Genomic DNA, 19,752 nt, shown 5'->3' on the forward strand with positions numbered 1-19,752 from the left:
CATGAGTGTGATTGCGCAGGCAGGGGCGAAGGGTCGTCAACTGCACAAATTTGGTGGTAGTAGTCTGGCTGATGTGAAATGTTATCTGCGTGTCGCAGGCATTATGGCGGAATACTCGCAGCCTGATGACATGATGGTTGTTTCAGCCGCAGGCAGTACCACTAACCAGTTGATTAGTTGGCTGAAGTTAAGCCAGACCGATCGTCTTTCTGCGCATCAGGTTCAACAGGCGTTACGTCGCTATCAAAGTGAGCTTATCAGCGGTTTGTTACCTCCCGAGGTGGCGGATGGACTGATCGGCGCGTTTATTCACGATCTGGAACGCCTGGCCGGGTTACTCGACAGCGGTGTGAACGATGCTGTCTATGCCGAAGTCGTCGGGCATGGCGAGGTGTGGTCGGCGCGTTTGATGTCGGCCGTCCTTAACCAACAGGGGCTGGAGTCAGCCTGGCTGGATGCGCGCGATTTTTTACGTGCTGAGCGCGGCGCTCAGCCGCAGGTAGATGAAGGTCTTTCTTACCCACTGCTGCAGCAACTGCTGGCGCAGCATCCGGGTAAACGTCTGGTCGTTACCGGCTTTATTAGCCGCAGCAACGGCGGCGAAACGGTGCTGCTGGGACGTAACGGCTCCGACTACTCGGCGACGCAGGTTGGCGCGCTGGCGGGCGTTTCCCGCGTAACTATCTGGAGTGATGTTGCCGGGGTATACAGCGCGGATCCGCGTAAAGTAAAAGATGCCTGTCTGCTGCCGCTGCTGCGTCTGGATGAAGCCAGCGAATTGGCGCGTCTGGCGGCGCCGGTTCTCCATGCCCGTACCCTACAGCCGGTTTCCGGCAGTGATATCGATCTCCAGTTGCGTTGTAGCTATACGCCGGAGCAAGGTTCAACGCGTATTGAACGCGTCCTGGCTTCTGGTACCGGGGCGCGTATTGTGACCAGCCATGACGACGTGTGCCTGATTGAGTTCCAGGTACCTGCCAGCCAGGACTTTAAACTGGCCTACAAAGAGATTGATCAGATTTTAAAACGCACTCAGGTGCGTCCGCTGGCGGTGGGTGTGCATCCTGACCGCCAACTGCTGCAATTTTGCTACACCTCAGAAGTCGCTGACGGCGCACTGAAAATTCTGGATGAAGCTGGCCTGCCGGGCGAGCTGCGTCTGCGCCAGGGGTTGGCGTTAGTGGCGATGGTCGGGGCGGGCGTCACCCGTAACCCGCTGCACTGCCATCGTTTCTGGCAACAGTTGAAAGGTCAGCCGGTCGAATTCACCTGGCAGTCGGAAGAGGGCATCAGCCTGGTCGCGGTACTGCGCACCGGCCCGACGGAGAGCCTGATTCAGGGTCTGCATCAGTCTATCTTCCGCGCGGAAAAACGCATTGGTCTGGTGCTGTTCGGCAAAGGCAACATTGGCTCGCGCTGGCTGGAGCTGTTTGCTCGTGAGCAGAGCACGCTCTCGGCGCGTACCGGATTAGAATTCGTACTGGCGGGTGTGGTTGATAGCCGTCGTAGCCTGCTGAATTACGAAGGGCTGGATACCAGTCGCGCGTTGGCCTTCTTTGATGACGAGGCGGTAGAACAGGATGAAGAGTCGTTGTTCCTGTGGATGCGCGCCCACCCGTATGATGATTTAGTGGTGCTGGACGTTACAGCCAGCGAGCAGTTAGCGGATCAGTATCTGGATTTCGCCAGCCATGGCTTCCACGTCATCAGCGCCAATAAACTGGCAGGGGCGAGCAACAGTAATAATTACCGTCAGATCCATGACGCCTTTGAAAAGACCGGTCGCCACTGGCTGTATAACGCTACCGTAGGCGCGGGCTTGCCGATCAATCATACCGTACGCGATCTGATTGATAGCGGGGATACCATTCTGTCGATCAGCGGGATCTTCTCCGGCACGTTGTCGTGGTTGTTCCTGCAATTTGATGGCACGGTCCCGTTCACCGATCTGGTGGATCAGGCGTGGCAACAGGGTCTGACTGAACCTGACCCGCGCGTGGATCTTTCCGGCAAAGATGTGATGCGTAAGCTGGTGATTCTGGCGCGTGAAGCGGGTTACGACATCGAACCGGATCAGGTACGCGTAGAGTCGCTGGTGCCTGCGCATTGTGAAGAAGGCTCTATTGACCATTTCTTTGAAAATGGCGATGAGCTGAACGAGCAAATGGTGCAACGCCTGGAAGCGGCGCGTGAAATGGGGCTGGTGCTGCGCTATGTGGCGCGTTTTGATGCTAACGGTAAAGCACGCGTTGGCGTAGAAGCGGTACGTCCTGAACACCCGCTGGCGGCGCTGCTGCCGTGCGATAACGTTTTTGCTATTGAAAGCCGCTGGTATCGCGATAACCCGCTGGTGATCCGTGGACCGGGCGCAGGTCGTGACGTCACCGCCGGAGCTATTCAGTCAGACATCAACCGTCTGGCGCAGCTGCTGTAGTTTTTGTTGCCGGGTGGCGCTGCGCTTATCCGGCCTACGGTTCGTGTGTAATGTAGGCCGGTAAGATGTGTAAGCTTCGCCATTTGGTATTGACTGGATGTTGTATTAATCCCCCCTCTGTTAACAGGTACACCATTTTACGCGTGTTGCCTTGTTGCCAAAAATATCGATAACCAGTTGCGCAATTGTTCATCGTTAAACAGTGGGGAAAAGCTCCCACATGCCCTTCAGCAATTGATAGTGAACAGTGATGTCATCCTGTTACCAACGATTTTTAATAGTCGTTGGTTTTGGCCCGCAACTATCACCGATGGATGTGAGTCTTCTCACATAAAAAAACCTTTCAGAACGTAACGTAGCGATTCTTTATATGACTGAAAGGGATTGATTATGAAGTTAAAAATGCTTGCTGTCGGTGTTCTGGTCTCTTTGCCGCTCTGGGCGAGTGCCAAAGATGTCACGATTATTTATACCAACGATCTTCATGCCCATGTCGAACCTTATAAAGTGCCTTGGATTGCCAATGGCACACGTGATATTGGCGGTTGGGCCAATATCACGACAATGGTAAAACAGGAGAAAGCGAAAAATAGCGCCACCTGGTTTTTGGATGCTGGCGACTATTTTACCGGGCCATATATCAGCAGCCTGACTAAGGGGAAGGCGATTATCGATATCATGAACACCATGAATTTTGACGCTGTCACCATGGGTAATCATGAATTCGATCACGGTTGGGACAATACGCTGCTGCAGCTGAGCCAGGCGAAGTTTCCGATCGTGCAGGGCAACATCTTTTACCAGAACAGCAGCAAAATGTTCTGGGATAAGCCTTACACCATTATTGAAAAAGATGGCGTGAAGATTGGCGTGATCGGTCTGCACGGCGTGTTTGCTTTTGATGATACGGTTTCCGCTGCGACACGTGTCGGGATTGAGGCGCGGGATGAAGTGAAGTGGTTGCAACGCTATATCGATGAGCTGAAAGGCAAAGTCGATCTCACCGTGGCGCTGATCCATGAAGGCACGCCAGCGCGTCAGTCCAGTATGGGGGGCACCGATGTACGCCGTGCGCTGGATAAAGACATCCAGACCGCAGGCCAGGTGCAGGGGCTGGACATCCTGATCACCGGTCATGCGCATGTGGGCACGCCGGAGCCGATTAAAGTAGGTAACACCCTGATTCTGTCTACCGACAGCGGCGGCATTGATGTGGGTAAACTGGTGCTGGATTACCAGCAAAAACCGCATCAATTTACCGTGAAGAACTTCGAGCTGAAGACCATTTTTGCTGATGAATGGCAGCCAGACCCGCAGACGAAACAGGTCATTGATGGCTGGAATAAAAAGCTCGATAAAGTGGTGCAGCAGACGGTTGCCAACTCGCCGGTTGAGCTGACGCGTGCTTACGGTGAATCTTCTTCGCTGGGAAATCTGGCGGCAGATGCGTTGCTGGCTGAGGCGGGTAAAGATACCCAGTTAGCGCTTACGAACTCGGGCGGCATTCGGAATGAAATCCCTTCAGGAGCCATCTCCATGGGCGCAGTCATTAGCACCTTCCCGTTCCCGAATGAGCTGGCAACCATGGATCTCACCGGGAAGCAGTTACGTAACCTGATGGAGCACGGCGCGGGTTTAAGCAACGGTGTATTGCAGGTGTCCAAAGGGCTGGAGATGAAGTATGACAGCAGTAAACCGGTTGGTCAGCGGGTTAGCGTATTGACGTTAAACGGCAAACCGATTGAGGATGCCACGATTTATCACATTGCCACCAATAGCTTCCTGGCGGACGGTGGTGATGGTTTCACGACATTTACTGAAGGTAAAGCGCGTAACACATCCGGCGGTTACTATGTCTCTAATGCGGTCGTTGATTATTTCAAAGCGGGAAATACGCTGACGGATGAGCAACTCAAAGGCATGCGTGTGGAAGATGTGAAACCGTAGTGAGGTCAGGCCAGCAGATATTCCGCTGGCCTTTGTTTTAACCTCTGTAGGAGGCAAACACCTCTTTTGCAGCAAACAAACCGTTGAGTGCCGCAGGGAAGCCAGCATAGACGGCCATCTGCATTATCACTTCAACGATCTCATCCTGCGTTAAACCCACGTGTAATGCGGCGCCAATATGCACTTTCAACTGCGGTGCAGCGTTGCCCAGAGCCGTTAATGCCGCGACGGTAGCGATTTCTCTACTGCGTAAATCCAGCCCCGGCCTTGAATAGATGTCGCCAAAAGGAAATTCAATCAGGTACTGGGCGAAGTCTGGCGCAATATCCTGCAGACTTTCGACGACCGCATCGCCGCCTTTTCCATCCACTTTTTGCAACATCTCCTGACCGGTAATAAAGCGTTCTGAAGGCATCATTTCTTCCTCTTTCGTGTGGTCTGTGGCGTGAGGATAGAGCGTGCGGAATGATTGGGATAATACCGTTTCCGTGATACCTTTTCGGTATGACAATATCGTCTTTGCACTCTCTGGATATTCGCCTGCTGCGTTACTTTTCCGTAATAGCGGAAGAGAACAATATGAGCCGGGCGGCGCAGCGCTTGTTTATGTCGCAGCCGCCGCTGAGTCGCCACATTCGCCAGCTTGAAGAACGCCTGGGGGTGACGCTTTTTGTCCGCCATACCCGGGGGCTTACGCTGACGGAGGACGGGCAGCGCGTACTTGAAATCGTACGCCCGCTATTGGCGCTACAGGATAAAACCTGGGCGACGCTGAGTCAGTTAGCGAAAACGGGGGAGCAATCTCTGCGCTTAGGACTAAGTACGGCGTTTGAGCAGGGCGTTTTTGCGGCGCTTGAGTCGCAGCTTAATATGCGCGTACAGAAGCTACATATTGTCCGGCATAGTTCGCCGGAACTGGCCCGCCAGGTGCGGCGGGGAAAACTGGATGCCGCGCTGGTGGCACTACCGCTTGAAACTTCGGGGCTTAGCGTCACGCCGCTTGGCTGGCAAGAATCGATGATCGCCGCTTTACCCGCGCTCTGGCCAGAGGCGGCGCTGTCGTCACTCTCATTAACCGCGCTGAGCCACCGACCGCTGTTCTGGTTCAAACGCGAACGTAACCCTGCCTTCTTTGATTACACCCGACATATTTTTCGTCGTGCGGGTTACTTGCCTGCCTGTATTGAAGAGCCACTTGAACATGACGTATTGCTGGCGCGGATCGCGCAGGGTGACGGTCTGAGCCTGATTCCAGCCTCCTTTTGCGCGATCCAGCGTCAGGGCGTGATCTTCCTTCCGCTTACCGATACAGAATTGCGTATTAGCATGGGGTTGCTGATGCTGCCTGAGAACGTAACAAAATTAGGATGGCTGCAGACGGTCGTGACGCAATCCCTCATCATTTCAGGCTGATGTGAATTTTTTTCACATTGGCTGAGTATTCCTCACCTTTAACGATGATTTTTGTGTTGACGCCAGCGTGCTTTTCCGTCATTTTTACATCTAGACGTCTAAACGTATAGCAGTTCACAACACAACATATAACGACAAAAGATTGATGAGGTAAGGTATGAGCTTTTTTCACGCCAACCAGCGGGAAGCCCTGAATCAGAGCCTGGCGGAAGTACAGGGTCAGATTAACGTTTCGTTTGAGTTTTTCCCGCCGCGCACCAGTGAAATGGAGCAAACCCTGTGGAACTCCATCGATCGCCTGAGCAGCCTGAAGCCGAAGTTTGTTTCAGTCACTTACGGTGCAAACTCTGGTGAACGCGATCGTACGCACAGCATTATTAAAGGTATTAAGGATCGCACGGGTCTTGAAGCGGCTCCGCACCTGACCTGTATTGATGCGACCCGCGATGAGCTGCGCACCATTGCTCAGGACTACTGGAATAACGGTATTCGTCATATTGTTGCCCTGCGCGGTGACCTGCCGCCTGGAAGCGGTAAACCAGATATGTATGCCTCTGACCTGGTGACTTTGCTGAAAGAGGTTGCGGACTTTGATATCTCCGTTGCGGCTTACCCGGAAGTGCACCCGGAAGCGAAGAGCGCTCAGGCCGATCTGCTGAACCTGAAGCGTAAGGTTGATGCCGGTGCGAACCGCGCGATCACCCAATTTTTCTTCGATGTAGAAAGCTATCTGCGTTTTCGCGATCGCTGCGTGTCTGCGGGAATCGATGTGGAAATTATTCCGGGTATCCTGCCGGTATCTAACTTTAAACAGGCGAAAAAATTTGCCGACATGACCAACGTCCGCATTCCGGCGTGGATGTCGACCATGTTTGATGGCCTTGATGACGATGCGGAAACCCGCAAGCTGGTGGGGGCAAACATCGCCATGGACATGGTGAAAATTCTCAGTCGCGAAGGGGTGAAAGATTTTCATTTCTATACCCTTAATCGCGCTGAAATGAGCTACGCAATTTGTCACACGCTGGGAGTAAGACCAGCATAATCAGTACGTCAGCCCTCTTCGGAGGGTTTTTTGTTGATCACTTTGATCTACATCTCTGTAACTTTAAATATAAAAGGAATTAGCTATCGAATCTGTGGGTTTTTTCGACTATATCTTATCTCTGGTGGTGTATATCGTAGTCAGAACACTGTAAAGGGAGCATATAGATGAGCATGTCCGACGATAGCCAGAACGCATCAACTGCCGGTAAGTGTCCTTTCCATCAGGGCGGGCCGGATCACAGCGCGGGTGCAGGAAGAAATAACCGCGACTGGTGGCCTAATCAACTCCGCGTTGATCTTTTAAACCAACATTCCAATCGTTCGAACCCGCTGGGTGAGGACTTCGACTACCGCAAAGAATTTAGCAAACTTGATTACTCTGCCCTGAAAGGGGATCTCAGAGCCCTTCTGTCCGAATCTCAACCGTGGTGGCCTGCTGACTGGGGTTCTTATGCCGGTTTGTTTATCCGCATGGCATGGCATGGTGCTGGGACCTATCGCTCCATCGATGGACGCGGTGGCGCGGGTCGCGGACAGCAGCGTTTTGCACCACTGAACTCCTGGCCAGACAACGTCAGCCTGGATAAAGCGCGTCGTCTGCTGTGGCCAATCAAGCAGAAATATGGTCAGAAAATTTCCTGGGCCGACCTGTTTATCCTCGCGGGTAACGTGGCGCTGGAAAACTCAGGTTTTCGCACCTTCGGCTTTGGCGCCGGTCGTGAAGATGTCTGGGAACCGGACCTCGATGTAAACTGGGGTGATGAAAAAGCCTGGCTGACCCACCGTCATCCGGAAGAGCTGGCAAAAGCGCCGTTGGGCGCAACCGAAATGGGCCTTATCTATGTGAACCCGGAAGGGCCGGACCATAGCGGCGAACCGCTTTCTGCGGCAGCGGCTATTCGCGCGACCTTCGGTAACATGGGGATGAACGACGAAGAAACCGTGGCGCTGATTGGCGGCGGCCATACGTTGGGCAAAACCCACGGCGCAGCACCGGCATCGCACGTTGGGGCCGACCCAGAATCCGCGCCGATTGAAGCTCAGGGCCTGGGCTGGGCCAGCAGCTATGGTAGCGGCGCGGGCGCAGACGCAATTACTTCCGGTCTGGAGGTTGTGTGGACGCAGACGCCTACCCAATGGAGCAACTATTTCTTCGAGAACCTGTTCAAATACGAGTGGGTGCAAACTCGCAGCCCAGCAGGTGCGATTCAGTTTGAAGCGGTTGACGCGCCAGAAATTATTCCCGATCCGTTTGATCCGTCGAAAAAACGTAAGCCGACAATGTTGGTTACCGACCTGACGCTGCGTTTCGATCCTGAGTTCGAAAAGATCTCCCGACGTTTCCTGAACGATCCGCAGGCGTTTAACGAAGCGTTTGCCCGTGCGTGGTTTAAACTGACGCACCGTGATATGGGGCCAAAAGCGCGTTACATCGGACCGGAAGTGCCAAAAGAAGATCTGATTTGGCAAGACCCGCTGCCGCATGCGTTCTTCAACCCAAGTGAAGAAGATATCCTGAAACTGAAGGCGACCATCGCTGATTCCGGGTTGTCCGTGGGCGAACTGGTATCGGTGGCGTGGGCTTCGGCATCGACTTTCCGCGGTGGGGATAAACGTGGCGGCGCTAACGGCGCACGTCTGGCGCTGGATCCACAGCGCGGCTGGGATGTGAATGCCACCGCGGCACGCGTTCTGCCTGTGCTGGAAGGTATTTATAAGTCTGCCCATACCGCTTCGTTAGCCGATATTATCGTGCTGGCCGGGGTTGTTGGTATAGAGCAAGCGGCTAGCGCTGCCGGTGTCAGCATCAAGGTACCTTTTGCGCCGGGCCGCGTGGATGCGCGTCAGGATCAAACGGATATTGAGATGTTCGAACTGCTCGAGCCGATTGCCGATGGTTTCCGTAACTACCGCGCTCGTCCTGACGTGTCGACCACCGAGTCGCTGCTGATCGATAAAGCGCAGCAACTGACGCTAACCGCACCGGAAATGACCGTGCTGGTGGGTGGTATGCGCGTACTGGGCACCAACTTCGATGGCAGCCAGCACGGTGTCTTTACCGATCGTCCAGGCATACTCAGCACTGACTTCTTCGTCAATTTGCTGGATATGCGTCATGAGTGGAAGGCGGTTGATGAGTCACAAGAGCTGTTTGAAGGTCGTGACCGTCTGAGCGGTGAAGTAAAATACACCGCAACCCGCGCCGATCTGGTGTTTGGTTCTAACTCTGTACTGCGCGCAGTGGCTGAAGTTTATGCCTGCAGCGATGCCCACGAGAAGTTCGTGAGAGATTTCGTTGCCGCATGGGTAAAAGTGATGAACCTGGATCGTTTCGACCTGCTGTAACAGACCATGCCGGATGTCGCTTGCGCGGGTCCGGTATGGCATGAATAAAAAAATCCCCGCCTTTGCGGGGATTTTCTATTTGCAGCTTATTCCCACTCTTGCAGGTAACGTTGACCGTACTGATCAGCCACCAGCAGGGCGGCATACACCTGGTCCGGGGTTGCGCCGCCAGGCATGTTGTGGATGGTTTCGCCCTCAGCACAGGCCGCCTCTGCCACAATGCGCATTTTCGCCGGGATATCCTGTTTGATGTCCAGTTGCGCCAGCGTAATTGGCAGTCCAACGGAATGACACAGCGCCGCCACGGTTTCAATTTCATCGACCGGCGCGTTTTCCAGCACCAGCTGCGTCAGCGTACCGAAAGCCACTTTCTCGCCGTGGTAGTAATGATGCGCATCCGGGATTGCCGTCAGACCGTTATGAATGGCGTGAGCCGCTGCCAGACCACCGCTTTCGAAACCGACACCGCTCAGATAGGTATTGGCTTCAATAACGCGCTCCAGCGCAGGCGTTACCACGTGCTGCTCGGCTGCCAGCATCGCTTTTTCACCTTCTTCGATCAGCGTATTAAAGCACAGTTCAGCCAGCGCCAGCGCCGCCTGGGTACACTGGCCGCCAGCCATGGTGGTTGCGCCGCTGCGTGAACAGGCACGCGCTTCGAACCAGGTCGCCAGCGCATCGCCAATACCTGCGGCTAACAGACGCGCCGGTGCGCCTGCGACAATTTTGGTATCAACAATCACCCTGTCCGGGTTGTTCGGCAGCAGCAGATAGCGATCGAATTCACCCGCATCGGTGTAAATGACGGACAGCGCGCTGCATGGCGCATCGGTGGAGGCAATAGTTGGCGCAATGGCGACAGGCACGCCCATAAAGTGCGCCAGCGCTTTGGCGGTATCCAGCGTTTTACCGCCGCCAATACCAAGTACGGCGCCACACTGCGCTTTCTCCGCCACGCCGCGCAGACGATCGATCTCGTTTTGTGAACACTCGCCGCCAAACGGTGCAATTTCCAGCGCCAGTCCGGCATCCTGGAAGCTTTTTTCCAGCGCGCTCTGGGCAAAGCCTAAGACAAACTTGTCCCCAACGACCAGCCAGCGCTCTGCCAGTGGTTTGAGGTAGCTGCCAAGACGGGTAATAACATCAGCACCCTGGATGTACTTACCAGGTGATTGAATAATGCGATCCATACTTTATTTCCCTCACAGGTTGATGTGACCAAATGCGTTGTTCCAGTCCTGCTCAAACTTCTCTATTGCTGACTCTACCGCAGGAGTATTGAGCATTTGTTGCGCTACATCTAATGGCAGGGTGATTGCTTCGCATCCTGCCAGTAAGCAATCCAGCGCCTGACGCGGGGTTTTAAAGCTGGCGGCCAATACCATGCTGTTTGGCGCATGCAGTTCCAGTAACGTTTGCAGCTCTTGTACCGTGCGAATTCCGTCGCCGCCCTGTGCGTCAATACGGTTAATGTAAGGTGCGATATATTTAGCCCCCGCCAACGCAGCCAGCAGCCCCTGAGAAGCACTGTATACGGCGGTTCCCAGCGTGGTGATACCCTCTTTTTTCAGCATTTTGATCGCGGCCAGACCTTCGGAGGTCACCGGGATTTTTACCACCAGCCCGGGGACCGCGTTGCTCAGGCGTTTGGCTTCCTCCACCATGCCCTGCGCGTCGCGGCTCATGGTTTGAGCAAACAGAATGCCCTCTTCGCCAATGGCGTTTTGCAGGCGCGGCAGCACATCCCAGATGGATTCTTTGCTTGCCGCCACAATGCTTGGGTTGGTGGTGACCCCAGCAATAGGGAAGATGCGTGCCAGACGTTCGACTTCCGCGACGTTGGCGGTATCAAGGTACAGTTCCATACAAAAACACCCTCTTTAAAGTTCAAGTTCATGTTGCAGCAGGCTAGCGATAGCGTCGGAAGAGGCGGCATTAACCAGCGCGTTACGGAATTCTTCATGCATAATGCGACGTGCCAGACGCGAGAAAATACGCATATGTTGGTCGCCAGCGGCGTGTTTGTTGAGCGTCAGCATAATGATGAACTGCGCATCATCATCACCCCAACGTACCGGCGCTTGCAGGCGCGCTACGCTGATGGTGGATTGCTCAATATGTTCGGACTTGCTGTGCGGAATGGCGAAGCTAAAACCTAATCCAGTAGAAAAGACCGCTTCGCGTGCCCACAGATCGGCCTCCAGTTTACGTGGATAGCGGCAGCGGCCTGCCAACAACAGATTGTCAGTCATCCCTTTGATGACCTCCTCTTTACTACGCCAGTCGCTATCCAGCGTGATGCACTCGGCGGTAACCAGAGGTGTATCCTGTTGGGTCATGCGGAACTGGGCCAGCAGATGTTCTACCTCCAGCGAAGTTCGACAGGCCATTGCTTGGTTCAGCAACTGACGGCAGGCGCGGCTGTCGAGCTGCGCCATTCGTGCTTTAGCGGCGGGAATGGCGGGGGCGCTCATGCTGATCTCGTCCAGACCCAGTCCCACCAGCAGCGGCAGGACCGAACCTTTGGCGCCCAGTTCGCCGCACAGGCCAATCCATTTTCCCTGACGATGTACCGCCTGCACGGCGTAATCCAGTGCGCGCAGGAAGGCAGGGTTCAGGCTGTTGTAGTGGCGGGTAACTTTGGCGTTGTCGCGGTCGACCGCCAGCAGATATTGCGTCAGGTCATTGCTGCCAATACTAAAGAAATCAATTTCTTCACAGCATTGATCGATGATGAACATCACCGACGGAACCTCCAGCATAATACCGAGCTGGATCTTCTCATCAAATGGGATGTGTTCACTGCGCAACTGCTGTTTGGCTTCAGCCAGCTTCTCTTTGACCCATAGGATCTCTTCCATAGAGGAGATCATTGGGATCATGATTTTCAGGTTACCGTGTGCTGATGCGCGCAGGATCGAGCGCAACTGGGTGGTAAACAATGCAGCGTATTCTTCATAGATACGCACCGCGCGATAGCCGAGAAACGGGTTGGCTTCGGCAGGAATATTCAGGTAATCAACGGGTTTATCACCGCCGATATCCATGGTGCGCACAATAATGCTGCGTCCCTGTGCAGGCTCCAGCGCCTGGCAGAAAATGTTGTATAGCTCGTTCTCATCCGGGGCGCTGGTACGATCCATATACAGCATTTCCGTACGGAACAGGCCAACTGCTTCCGCGCCGTTGCCAAAAGCTGCCTGCGCTTCCACGGAATGGGCGATGTTGGCGGCCACTTCCATGCGGATGCCATCAGCCGTACGCGCCTCCTGGGTCAGCCAGATACGTTGCTGTTCTCGAAGGGCATCCTGAATACGGGCTTCCTGCTGATAGTAACGCACCACGGATTCCTCAGGGGCAACGACGACCGCTCCTGCGTTACCATCGATATAAATCGTTTGCTGCAGCCATGGCATCAAAGATTCAATATCCACGCCAACCAACGTAGGGATGTTAAATGATCGGGCGAGAATCACCGTGTGTGAAGTGGTGCCGCCGCTTTTTAACAGCAGGCCTTTCAGCAGTGTTTTGTCGAGTTCAAGGAACTGGCTCGGTGTTAGCTCATCCGCCATACAGACCGTAGGCTGGGTTAATTTTCCAGGCGCAGGGAAACGCTGCTCCCCATAAATTTGCTGCAGAAGCTGGAAGCAGACATCGCGTACATCCAGCGCGCGTTCCTGTAAATAGCTGCTACTGGAACGGGCGAATTCATCACAAAAATGTCTGGCACTTTCGATAATCGCCTGGGCGCAGCTTAACCCGCGTGATACGCCGGCGAGCAGGTGCTGACGCAGTGAGAGGTCGCTTGCCAGCGAGCGGTGTGCTTCCAGAATCGCACTGGTCGCGCCGTCACTATCGAGTAACCGAAATTCAATATTCTTCACCAGCAGCGTTAAACCGTTATCCAGTGCCGCCTGCTCGGTTTCAATATCTTTAGCGGACGGGAGATTGTTAAGCGCGTTGAGATCCAGCGAAGAGAGCAAGTTCAGAACGCCTCCCGAACTGCCGCTGCAGACAGTACGAGCGCGGAAAAGCTGGGGATTGAGATTGGTGAGGGATGCCGGAAGTGGCTCCAGTTCGTTGTTTTTGGCTTCCGCTAACGGTGCATCACAGTGCGGAAACTCATTACGTAACCATTGGCTCAAATGCTGGTGGGCTGCCTGTTCATCTGTACCAGAAATCAGCAACTGACAGCTATCTCCCACCAGAGTATCGGTGCCAATCAGCGACAGCGCACTCTTGGCGTTGCCCTTACGTTCGGTACGCAGGTTATGCCATTCAATGTGCGAGGTAAATGTGTTGCACTGCGTTTCTATGTGGCTTGCCGGACGCGCATGTACGCCATTGGGCAGCTCACAGGTAAATTCCACAATCAGGGCCATAGCCTCATCTCCCATAACGATTTCTCGCTACAGGATAAAAGGGCAACGCCTGAGCCTGCCATGTGACAAATCTGCCAAAAACTGGATAAATGTAATGTAACCATCAAAGTGAGATATCCCTCACAAGTCAGCATGTCCCTTATAAATTCCGAGAGTCTGCAAGTTATGAGGCGGATCGCATTTTTGTACTGACATTACAAAAGTCCAGCAAATGGCCTTTTTATCCACTGTTTGCGTCGCGTCGGATTGCCTATTGTTTTCCGCAACAAGTTTATGGATATGGGCTTTAGGCAGCCCGGGAGCGACTTATGAAAGAGTTGGTACAAATCCTGAAAAATACCCGTCAGCACCTGATGACCGGTGTTTCGCATATGATCCCCTTCGTCGTAGCGGGCGGTATTTTGCTTGCTGTCTCCGTCATGCTGTATGGCAAGGGTGCGGTACCGGATGCTGCGACCGATCCTAATCTCAAAAAGCTGTTTGATATTGGCGTCGCTGGGTTGACGCTGATGGTGCCATTCCTTGCCGCTTACATTGGTTATTCCATTGCTGAACGTTCTGCTCTGGCCCCTTGTGCGATTGGTGCATGGGTGGGAAACAGCTTCGGCGCAGGTTTTTTCGGCGCATTAATTGCCGGGATCATTGGCGGTATCGTCGTCCATTATCTGAAGAAGATCCCCGTACATAAGGTGTTGCGCTCGGTAATGCCTATTTTCGTTATTCCGATCGTCGGCACTTTTATCACCGCAGGCATCATGATGTGGGGGCTGGGTGAACCCGTCGGCGCGTTAACCACTAGCCTGACCGAGTGGCTGCAGGGTATGCAGCAGGGCAGTATCGTACTGCTGGCGGTAATCATGGGACTGATGTTGGCCTTCGATATGGGAGGACCGATTAACAAAGTTGCCTACGCCTTCATGCTGATTTGTGTGGCGCAGGGGGTTTATACCGTAGTGGCAATTGCGGCGGTAGGGATCTGCGTGCCGCCGCTGGGTTTAGGTTTGGCGACGCTGATTGGTCGTAAGAATTTCTCTTCTGAAGAACGCGAAGCCGGTAAAGCTGCGCTGGTAATGGGCTGCGTTGGCGTAACTGAAGGCGCAATTCCGTTTGCTGCGGCCGATCCGCTGCGCGTTATCCCATCAATTATGGTTGGTTCCGCCTGTGGCACGGTAACCGCCGCCCTGTTTGGCGCGCAGTGTTATGCCGGCTGGGGCGGGCTGATTGTTCTACCCGTTGTGGAAGGAAAACTGGGTTATATCGCGGCGGTTGCCGTTGGCGCTGTAGTGACCGCAGTGTGCGTTAACATACTGAAAAGTCTGGCGCGGAAAAAAGTGTCTCAGGTCGACCAGAAAGAAGACGACCTGGATTTAGATTTTGAAATGAATTAAGTGAGGAATGAGTCATGACCAAGATTATCGCAGTAACCGCATGTCCTTCTGGCGTTGCCCACACCTATATGGCAGCCGAAGCGCTGGAAAGCGCCGCTAAAGCCAAAGGTTGGCAAGTAAAGGTTGAGACTCAGGGGTCGATCGGTCTGGAAAACGAACTTACCGCGGCGGATGTGGCGGAAGCCGACATGGTCATTCTGACCAAGGATATTGGTATCAAGTTTGAAGAGCGCTTTGCGGGCAAAACTATCGTTCGCGTCAACATCAGCGATGCAGTGAAACGTGCCGACGCCATCATGAACAAGATTGGCGCGCATCTGGCGCAAACCGCTTAACCGTTTGTTTGCCGGATGGCGGCTTCGTCTTATCCGGCCTACAGATGCGTAGGCCTGATAAGCGTAGCGCCATCAGGCAACTATTCCCGCAGGAGTTCCTCATGACTAACCGTATCCAACGTTTAAAAAACGCTCTGTTTCAGAACAACCGTGAAATTTCGCTTGAGCGCGCGCTGCTATACACAGCCAGTCACCAGCAGACGGAGGGAGAGCCGGTAATTCTGCGTCGGGCGAAAGCCACCACATATATTCTTGAGCACGTTGAGATTTCGATTCGTGATGAGGAACTGATTGCCGGGAACCGTACCGTTAAACCGCGTGCGGGCATTATGTCGCCGGAAATGGATCCTTACTGGTTACTTAAAGAGCTGGAGCAGTTTCCAACCCGTCCGCAGGACCGTTTTGACATCAGCGAAGAGGATAAGCATCTCTATCGCGATGTGCTGTATCCGTACTGGGAAACGCGGTCGATGAAAGATTTCATCAACGGTCAGATGACCGATGAGGTAAAAGCCGCCGTCAGTACACAGATTTTTAGCATTAACCAGACTGACAAAGGTCAGGGACATATCATTATTGATTATCCACGCCTGTTGAATCACGGGCTTGACGAGCTGGTAGCGCAGATGCGGGCGCATTGTCTGCAGCAGCCGGATAATCACTTTTATCAGGCTGCGCTGCTGCTGCTTGAGGCTTCGCAAAACCATATTCTGCGTTACGCGATGTTGGCAGAGAAGATGGCGGGAAGCTGCCTGGATGCGCGTCGGCGCCAGGAATTACTGAAGATTGCTGAAAACTCCCGGCATAACGCCCAGCACAAGCCGCAAACCTTCTGGCAGGCATGTCAGCTGTTCTGGTACATGAACATTATTCTGCAATATGAATCCAACGCCAGTTCGCTCTCGCTGGGACGCTTCGACCAGTATATGCTGCCGTTTTATCAGGCCTCGCTGACGCAGGGGGAAGACCCGGCATTCTTACAAGAGATCCTCGAATCACTGTGGGTGAAATGTAATGACATTGTGCTGCTGCGATCCACCAGCAGTGCGCGCTATTTCGCTGGTTTCCCAACGGGCTACACCGCACTGCTCGGGGGATTGATGGAGAATGGTCGTAGTGCGGTAAACGTACTGTCGTTCCTCTGCCTTGATGCGTATCAGAGCGTGCAACTGCCGCAACCAAACCTCGGTGTGCGCACGAACGCGTTGATCGATACGCCGTTCCTGATGAAAACTGCACAGACAATTCGCCTCGGGACCGGTATCCCGCAAATCTTTAATGATGAAGTGGTGGTGCCCGCGTTTCTTAACCGTGGTGTCTCGCTGGAGGATGCGCGGGACTACGCGGTAGTTGGTTGTGTCGAGCTGTCTATTCCAGGCAGAACATACGGTTTGCACGATATCGCCATGTTTAATCTACTGAAAGTAATGGAAATCTGTCTGCATGAGAATGAAGGCAACCGCACGCTGACTTACGAAGACCTCCTGACGCATATTCGTGCCAAAATCAGCCACTACATCACGCTGATGGTTGAGGGCAGTAATATCTGCGATATCGGTCATCGCGACTGGGCGCCGGTGCCGCTGCTCTCCTCGTTTATTAGCGATTGTCTGGATAAAGGGTGTGATATTACCGACGGTGGTGCACGCTATAACTTCTCCGGCGTACAGGGGATCGGCATTGCGAACCTGAGCGATTCGCTGCATGCGCTCAATGGGGTGGTATTTGAACAACAGCGCTTATCTTTTGACGAGCTTCTGTCGGTGCTAAAAGACAACTTTGCTACCCCGGAAGGCGAGAAAATTCGCGCCAGGCTGATTAACCGATTCGAGAAATACGGCAATGATATTGATGATGTAGATAACATCAGCGCCGAACTGCTGCGTCATTACTGTAAAGAGGTAGAGAAATACCAGAATCCACGCGGCGGGCAATTTACGCCGGGTTCGTATACCGTCTCTGCGCACGTGCCGTTGGGTTCGGTCGTTGGGGCGACACCGGACGGCCGCTTCGCCGGGGAACAACTGGCGGACGGGGGCCTGTCGCCGATGCTGGGGCAGGATATGCAAGGGCCGACGGCGGTCTTGAAATCGGTCAGCAAGCTGGATAACACGCTGCTTTCCAATGGGACGTTGCTGAACGTGAAGTTTACGCCAGCCACACTGGAAGGTGAGGCCGGTTTACGCAAGCTGGCGGATTTTCTGCGAGCATTTACCCAGCTCAAGCTCCAGCACATCCAGTTTAACGTGGTGAATGCCGACACATTGCGCGAAGCGCAGCAGCGCCCGCAGGATTTCGCCGGGCTGGTGGTGCGCGTGGCGGGATACAGCGCCTTTTTTGTCGAGCTGTCGAAGGAGATCCAGGATGACATCATTCGCCGCACCGCGCATCAACTGTGAGGTTATTCACCCATATGGCGAGGATGTCGCGCGTATATTCAATATTCAGCGTTACTCGCTGAATGATGGGCAGGGTATTCGTACGGTCGTCTTTTTTAAAGGCTGCCCGCATACCTGCCCGTGGTGCGCTAACCCTGAATCACTCTCCCCACGCATAGAAACGGTGCGACGGGAGAGTAAATGTCTGCACTGCACACCCTGTCTGCGTGATGCTGACGAGTGTCCTTCCGGTGCGTTTGAACGTATCGGTCGTGATATCACGCTGGACGAGCTGGAACGTGAAGTGATGAAAGATGATATTTTCTTTCGCGCCTCTGGCGGAGGAGTGACGCTTTCTGGCGGTGAAGTGCTGATGCAAGCGCCTTTTGCCGTACGATTCCTGCAACGTCTGCGGCGCTGGGATGTGCGCTGCGCAATTGAAACGGCTGGCGATGCGCCGGGCAGTCGTTTGTTATCGCTGGCAAAAGAGTGTGATGAAGTACTGTTCGACCTTAAAATTATGGATGTAAGTTTGGCTCGTGAGACCATTAACATGAACCTGCCGCGCGTGCTGGCGAATTTACGGCTATTGGTGGAGGAAGGGGTTAATGTCATACCCCGCCTGCCGCTGGTTCCGGGTTTTACGATGAATGCCGATAATACGCAGCATGCGTTGATGCTGTTGTCATCATTAGGCATAAAGCAGGTACACCTGCTACCGTTTCATCAATATGGCGAACCGAAATACAACCTGCTCGGATTGCCCTGGCCGATGAAAGATGTGCCCGTCCCGTCGGCTCAAGAGGTAGACACCATGCGTAAGATGGCAGAATACGCCGGATTTCAGGTAACAGTAGGAGGATAGTATGACCATCGCACCTGTACGATATCTGGTTGCTGTCACCGCGTGCGTAAGCGGCGTGGCCCATACTTATATGGCCGCTGAACGGCTGGAGAAACTCTGCCAGCAGGAAAAATGGGGCATCAAGATTGAAACTCAGGGGGCGTTGGGTACCGAAAACCGTCTGACGGAGGAGGATATTAACCGCGCTGATGTGGTGTTGCTCATTACCGATATAGAACTGGCAGGAGCAGAGCGTTTTACGCAGAGCCGATACGTCCAGTCGGGCATTAGCGCATTTCTGCGTGAGCCGCAGCGGGTGATGAGCGCTGTGCGAAAATTGCTTTCAGCGCCACAGCACACGCATCTTACTCTGGATTAGCTTTTATCTCCGTCAACTGGCTATGATATTGCCGACGATATTCTGACGGCGAGCGTTCGGTATTTTTACGAAACAGGCGGCAGAAGTAGTTGCTGTCAACAAACCCGCAGGTGTGCGCCACTTCTTTAATCTTCAGCTCATAACCTTTCAGTAACGTTTTCGCGTGTTCCAGACGTGTGTGGTTCAGGTATTCGTTAAACCCGATGGCGCCCGTTTTTTGAAACAGATGGGAGAGGTAATTGGGAGAAATGTAAAACGCCTGCGCGACGGACTCTCGGGTGAGCGGCGAAGCGTAGCGTTCATCAATATAGTCGCGAATGGCTTCGAACAGCGCCTGACTGCGTGACGCGGTCTGGATCTGGCTGCCGAGCAGATCGCGGCAGTGGCTGAGTAAACTCGCGACGATTAACCTGGCGGTTTGCTGCTCCTGTGGTTGCATCTGCATTTCATTGAGCGTTTGCAGCAGGAAAGAGCCAATGCGTGGCCCACGCCGCGCGACGTGCTGGCGGTTAACATTTTGATATTGCTTACCGTCCCACTGGACGATGCTGAAACCCAATTGCTGTTTACCGAACAGGATGCTGAGTGTGGTCACTGGTGTGCGCCACTGGGGAAAGTTCCAGCCGCCAGCTGGAACGAACAGCACATCGCAAGGCAGTAACGTCGCGGGTGCGCCTGCAACGCCGTTATCGGTGAACTCACCTTCCAGCACAATCTCCAGCCGGGGGAAATCGACCTGATACGCCAGTTCCGGCGTTGAGCTATTGGTGCTGGCAAAATACACCTGGCGCAGCGGCGTGGGGCCGTTAATCAGGCGTGAGAGAAGATGACTGACGTCGTGATACATGTTAATCCCTTG

The 19,752-nt window shown here is 53.9% G+C and carries 15 protein-coding genes; 10 read left to right on the plus strand and 5 right to left on the minus strand.

Annotated features, from left to right (window positions below):
* Position 1: 1 nt before the first annotated feature.
* Positions 2 to 2,434: a bifunctional aspartate kinase/homoserine dehydrogenase II gene (metL, locus tag OGV77_RS09480; RefSeq protein WP_087050697.1), complete on the plus strand. Its 2,433-nt coding sequence runs from the start codon at positions 2 to 4 to the stop codon at positions 2,432 to 2,434.
* A gap of 390 nt (positions 2,435 to 2,824) precedes the next feature.
* Positions 2,825 to 4,381, plus strand: a complete 1,557-nt coding sequence (locus tag OGV77_RS09485; RefSeq protein ID WP_087050696.1) for a bifunctional metallophosphatase/5'-nucleotidase — start codon at positions 2,825 to 2,827, stop codon at positions 4,379 to 4,381.
* A gap of 37 nt (positions 4,382 to 4,418) precedes the next feature.
* On the opposite strand, the gene OGV77_RS09490 is transcribed toward OGV77_RS09485, so the two are convergent.
* Positions 4,419 to 4,796: a carboxymuconolactone decarboxylase family protein gene (locus OGV77_RS09490; protein ID WP_075145390.1), complete on the minus strand. Its 378-nt coding sequence runs from the start codon at positions 4,794 to 4,796 to the stop codon at positions 4,419 to 4,421.
* An 89-nt stretch (positions 4,797 to 4,885) separates the two neighbouring features.
* Between OGV77_RS09490 and OGV77_RS09495 the strand changes: the two genes are divergently transcribed.
* From OGV77_RS09495 to katG, 3 genes are all read left to right on the plus strand, one after another.
* Complete coding sequence (locus OGV77_RS09495) at positions 4,886 to 5,794, plus strand: LysR family transcriptional regulator (RefSeq protein WP_087050695.1); 909 nt, start codon at positions 4,886 to 4,888, stop codon at positions 5,792 to 5,794.
* Positions 5,795 to 5,951: 157 nt separating this feature from the next.
* The gene (gene metF / locus OGV77_RS09500; protein ID WP_043018935.1) at positions 5,952 to 6,839 is read left to right on the plus strand and encodes a methylenetetrahydrofolate reductase; all 888 of its coding nucleotides are present in this window, start codon (positions 5,952 to 5,954) and stop codon (positions 6,837 to 6,839) included.
* A gap of 167 nt (positions 6,840 to 7,006) precedes the next feature.
* Positions 7,007 to 9,187, plus strand: coding sequence for a catalase/peroxidase HPI (katG, locus tag OGV77_RS09505; RefSeq protein ID WP_087050694.1), 2,181 nt, complete (start codon positions 7,007 to 7,009; stop codon positions 9,185 to 9,187).
* Positions 9,188 to 9,273: 86 nt separating this feature from the next.
* Here katG and gldA read toward each other — a convergent pair whose 3' ends face one another.
* The 3 genes from gldA to ptsP are packed head-to-tail and all read right to left on the minus strand — an operon-like array spanning position 9,274 to position 13,569.
* The gene (gldA, locus tag OGV77_RS09510; RefSeq protein WP_006686227.1) at positions 9,274 to 10,377 is read right to left on the minus strand and encodes a bifunctional L-1,2-propanediol dehydrogenase/glycerol dehydrogenase; all 1,104 of its coding nucleotides are present in this window, start codon (positions 10,375 to 10,377) and stop codon (positions 9,274 to 9,276) included.
* A gap of 12 nt (positions 10,378 to 10,389) precedes the next feature.
* Entirely contained in the window at positions 10,390 to 11,052 is a 663-nt protein-coding gene (gene fsa, locus OGV77_RS09515; protein ID WP_075145388.1) for a fructose-6-phosphate aldolase, read from the minus strand.
* Positions 11,053 to 11,067: 15 nt separating this feature from the next.
* A complete protein-coding gene (gene ptsP, locus OGV77_RS09520) occupies positions 11,068 to 13,569 on the minus strand; it encodes a phosphoenolpyruvate--protein phosphotransferase (protein WP_043018958.1) in 2,502 nt (833 codons plus the stop codon).
* A gap of 308 nt (positions 13,570 to 13,877) precedes the next feature.
* Between ptsP and OGV77_RS09525 the strand changes: the two genes are divergently transcribed.
* From OGV77_RS09525 to OGV77_RS09545, 5 genes are all read left to right on the plus strand, one after another.
* Positions 13,878 to 14,957 carry a PTS fructose transporter subunit EIIC gene (locus OGV77_RS09525; protein ID WP_043018938.1) on the plus strand — a complete coding sequence of 360 codons (1,080 nt, stop codon included), beginning with the start codon at positions 13,878 to 13,880 and terminating at the stop codon, positions 14,955 to 14,957.
* Positions 14,958 to 14,971: 14 nt separating this feature from the next.
* Positions 14,972 to 15,292: a PTS fructose-like transporter subunit IIB gene (locus OGV77_RS09530; RefSeq protein WP_003825151.1), complete on the plus strand. Its 321-nt coding sequence runs from the start codon at positions 14,972 to 14,974 to the stop codon at positions 15,290 to 15,292.
* Positions 15,293 to 15,393: 101 nt separating this feature from the next.
* Complete coding sequence (locus OGV77_RS09535; RefSeq protein WP_087050693.1) at positions 15,394 to 17,691, plus strand: formate C-acetyltransferase; 2,298 nt, start codon at positions 15,394 to 15,396, stop codon at positions 17,689 to 17,691.
* Complete coding sequence (locus OGV77_RS09540) at positions 17,657 to 18,535, plus strand: [formate-C-acetyltransferase]-activating enzyme (protein WP_043018941.1); 879 nt, start codon at positions 17,657 to 17,659, stop codon at positions 18,533 to 18,535. The genes OGV77_RS09535 and OGV77_RS09540 overlap by 35 nt, the downstream gene beginning before the upstream one ends.
* 1 nt (position 18,536) lies before the next feature.
* On the plus strand, positions 18,537 to 18,893 hold the full coding sequence (locus OGV77_RS09545) for a PTS fructose-like transporter subunit IIB (RefSeq protein ID WP_043018942.1): 357 nt from the start codon (positions 18,537 to 18,539) through the stop codon (positions 18,891 to 18,893).
* On the opposite strand, the gene OGV77_RS09550 is transcribed toward OGV77_RS09545, so the two are convergent.
* On the minus strand, positions 18,880 to 19,740 hold the full coding sequence (locus tag OGV77_RS09550) for a helix-turn-helix transcriptional regulator (protein ID WP_043018943.1): 861 nt from the start codon (positions 19,738 to 19,740) through the stop codon (positions 18,880 to 18,882). The two genes, OGV77_RS09545 and OGV77_RS09550, sit on opposite strands and share 14 nt — an antisense overlap.
* Positions 19,741 to 19,752: the final 12 nt, after the last annotated feature.

The sequence above is a fragment of the Citrobacter sp. Ce129 genome (assembly GCF_030334545.1).
Taxonomy (GTDB): Bacteria; Pseudomonadota; Gammaproteobacteria; order Enterobacterales; family Enterobacteriaceae; genus Citrobacter; species Citrobacter europaeus.

What these genes read in the sequence shown, in the direction of transcription:
- OGV77_RS09525 (WP_043018938.1), top strand. Translation starts at nt 13,878, where the DNA reads ATGAAAGAGTTGGTACAAATCCTGAAAAATACCCGTCAGCACCTGATG.
- OGV77_RS09495 (WP_087050695.1), top strand. Translation starts at nt 4,886, where the DNA reads ATGACAATATCGTCTTTGCACTCTCTGGATATTCGCCTGCTGCGTTAC.
- OGV77_RS09540 (WP_043018941.1), top strand. Translation starts at nt 17,657, where the DNA reads ATGACATCATTCGCCGCACCGCGCATCAACTGTGAGGTTATTCACCCA.
- fsa (WP_075145388.1), bottom strand. Translation starts at nt 11,052, where the DNA reads ATGGAACTGTACCTTGATACCGCCAACGTCGCGGAAGTCGAACGTCTG.
- ptsP (WP_043018958.1), bottom strand. Translation starts at nt 13,569, where the DNA reads ATGGCCCTGATTGTGGAATTTACCTGTGAGCTGCCCAATGGCGTACAT.
- OGV77_RS09530 (WP_003825151.1), top strand. Translation starts at nt 14,972, where the DNA reads ATGACCAAGATTATCGCAGTAACCGCATGTCCTTCTGGCGTTGCCCAC.
- OGV77_RS09485 (WP_087050696.1), top strand. Translation starts at nt 2,825, where the DNA reads ATGAAGTTAAAAATGCTTGCTGTCGGTGTTCTGGTCTCTTTGCCGCTC.
- metF (WP_043018935.1), top strand. Translation starts at nt 5,952, where the DNA reads ATGAGCTTTTTTCACGCCAACCAGCGGGAAGCCCTGAATCAGAGCCTG.
- metL (WP_087050697.1), top strand. Translation starts at nt 2, where the DNA reads ATGAGTGTGATTGCGCAGGCAGGGGCGAAGGGTCGTCAACTGCACAAA.
- OGV77_RS09545 (WP_043018942.1), top strand. Translation starts at nt 18,537, where the DNA reads ATGACCATCGCACCTGTACGATATCTGGTTGCTGTCACCGCGTGCGTA.
- OGV77_RS09550 (WP_043018943.1), bottom strand. Translation starts at nt 19,740, where the DNA reads ATGTATCACGACGTCAGTCATCTTCTCTCACGCCTGATTAACGGCCCC.
- gldA (WP_006686227.1), bottom strand. Translation starts at nt 10,377, where the DNA reads ATGGATCGCATTATTCAATCACCTGGTAAGTACATCCAGGGTGCTGAT.
- OGV77_RS09535 (WP_087050693.1), top strand. Translation starts at nt 15,394, where the DNA reads ATGACTAACCGTATCCAACGTTTAAAAAACGCTCTGTTTCAGAACAAC.
- katG (WP_087050694.1), top strand. Translation starts at nt 7,007, where the DNA reads ATGAGCATGTCCGACGATAGCCAGAACGCATCAACTGCCGGTAAGTGT.
- OGV77_RS09490 (WP_075145390.1), bottom strand. Translation starts at nt 4,796, where the DNA reads ATGCCTTCAGAACGCTTTATTACCGGTCAGGAGATGTTGCAAAAAGTG.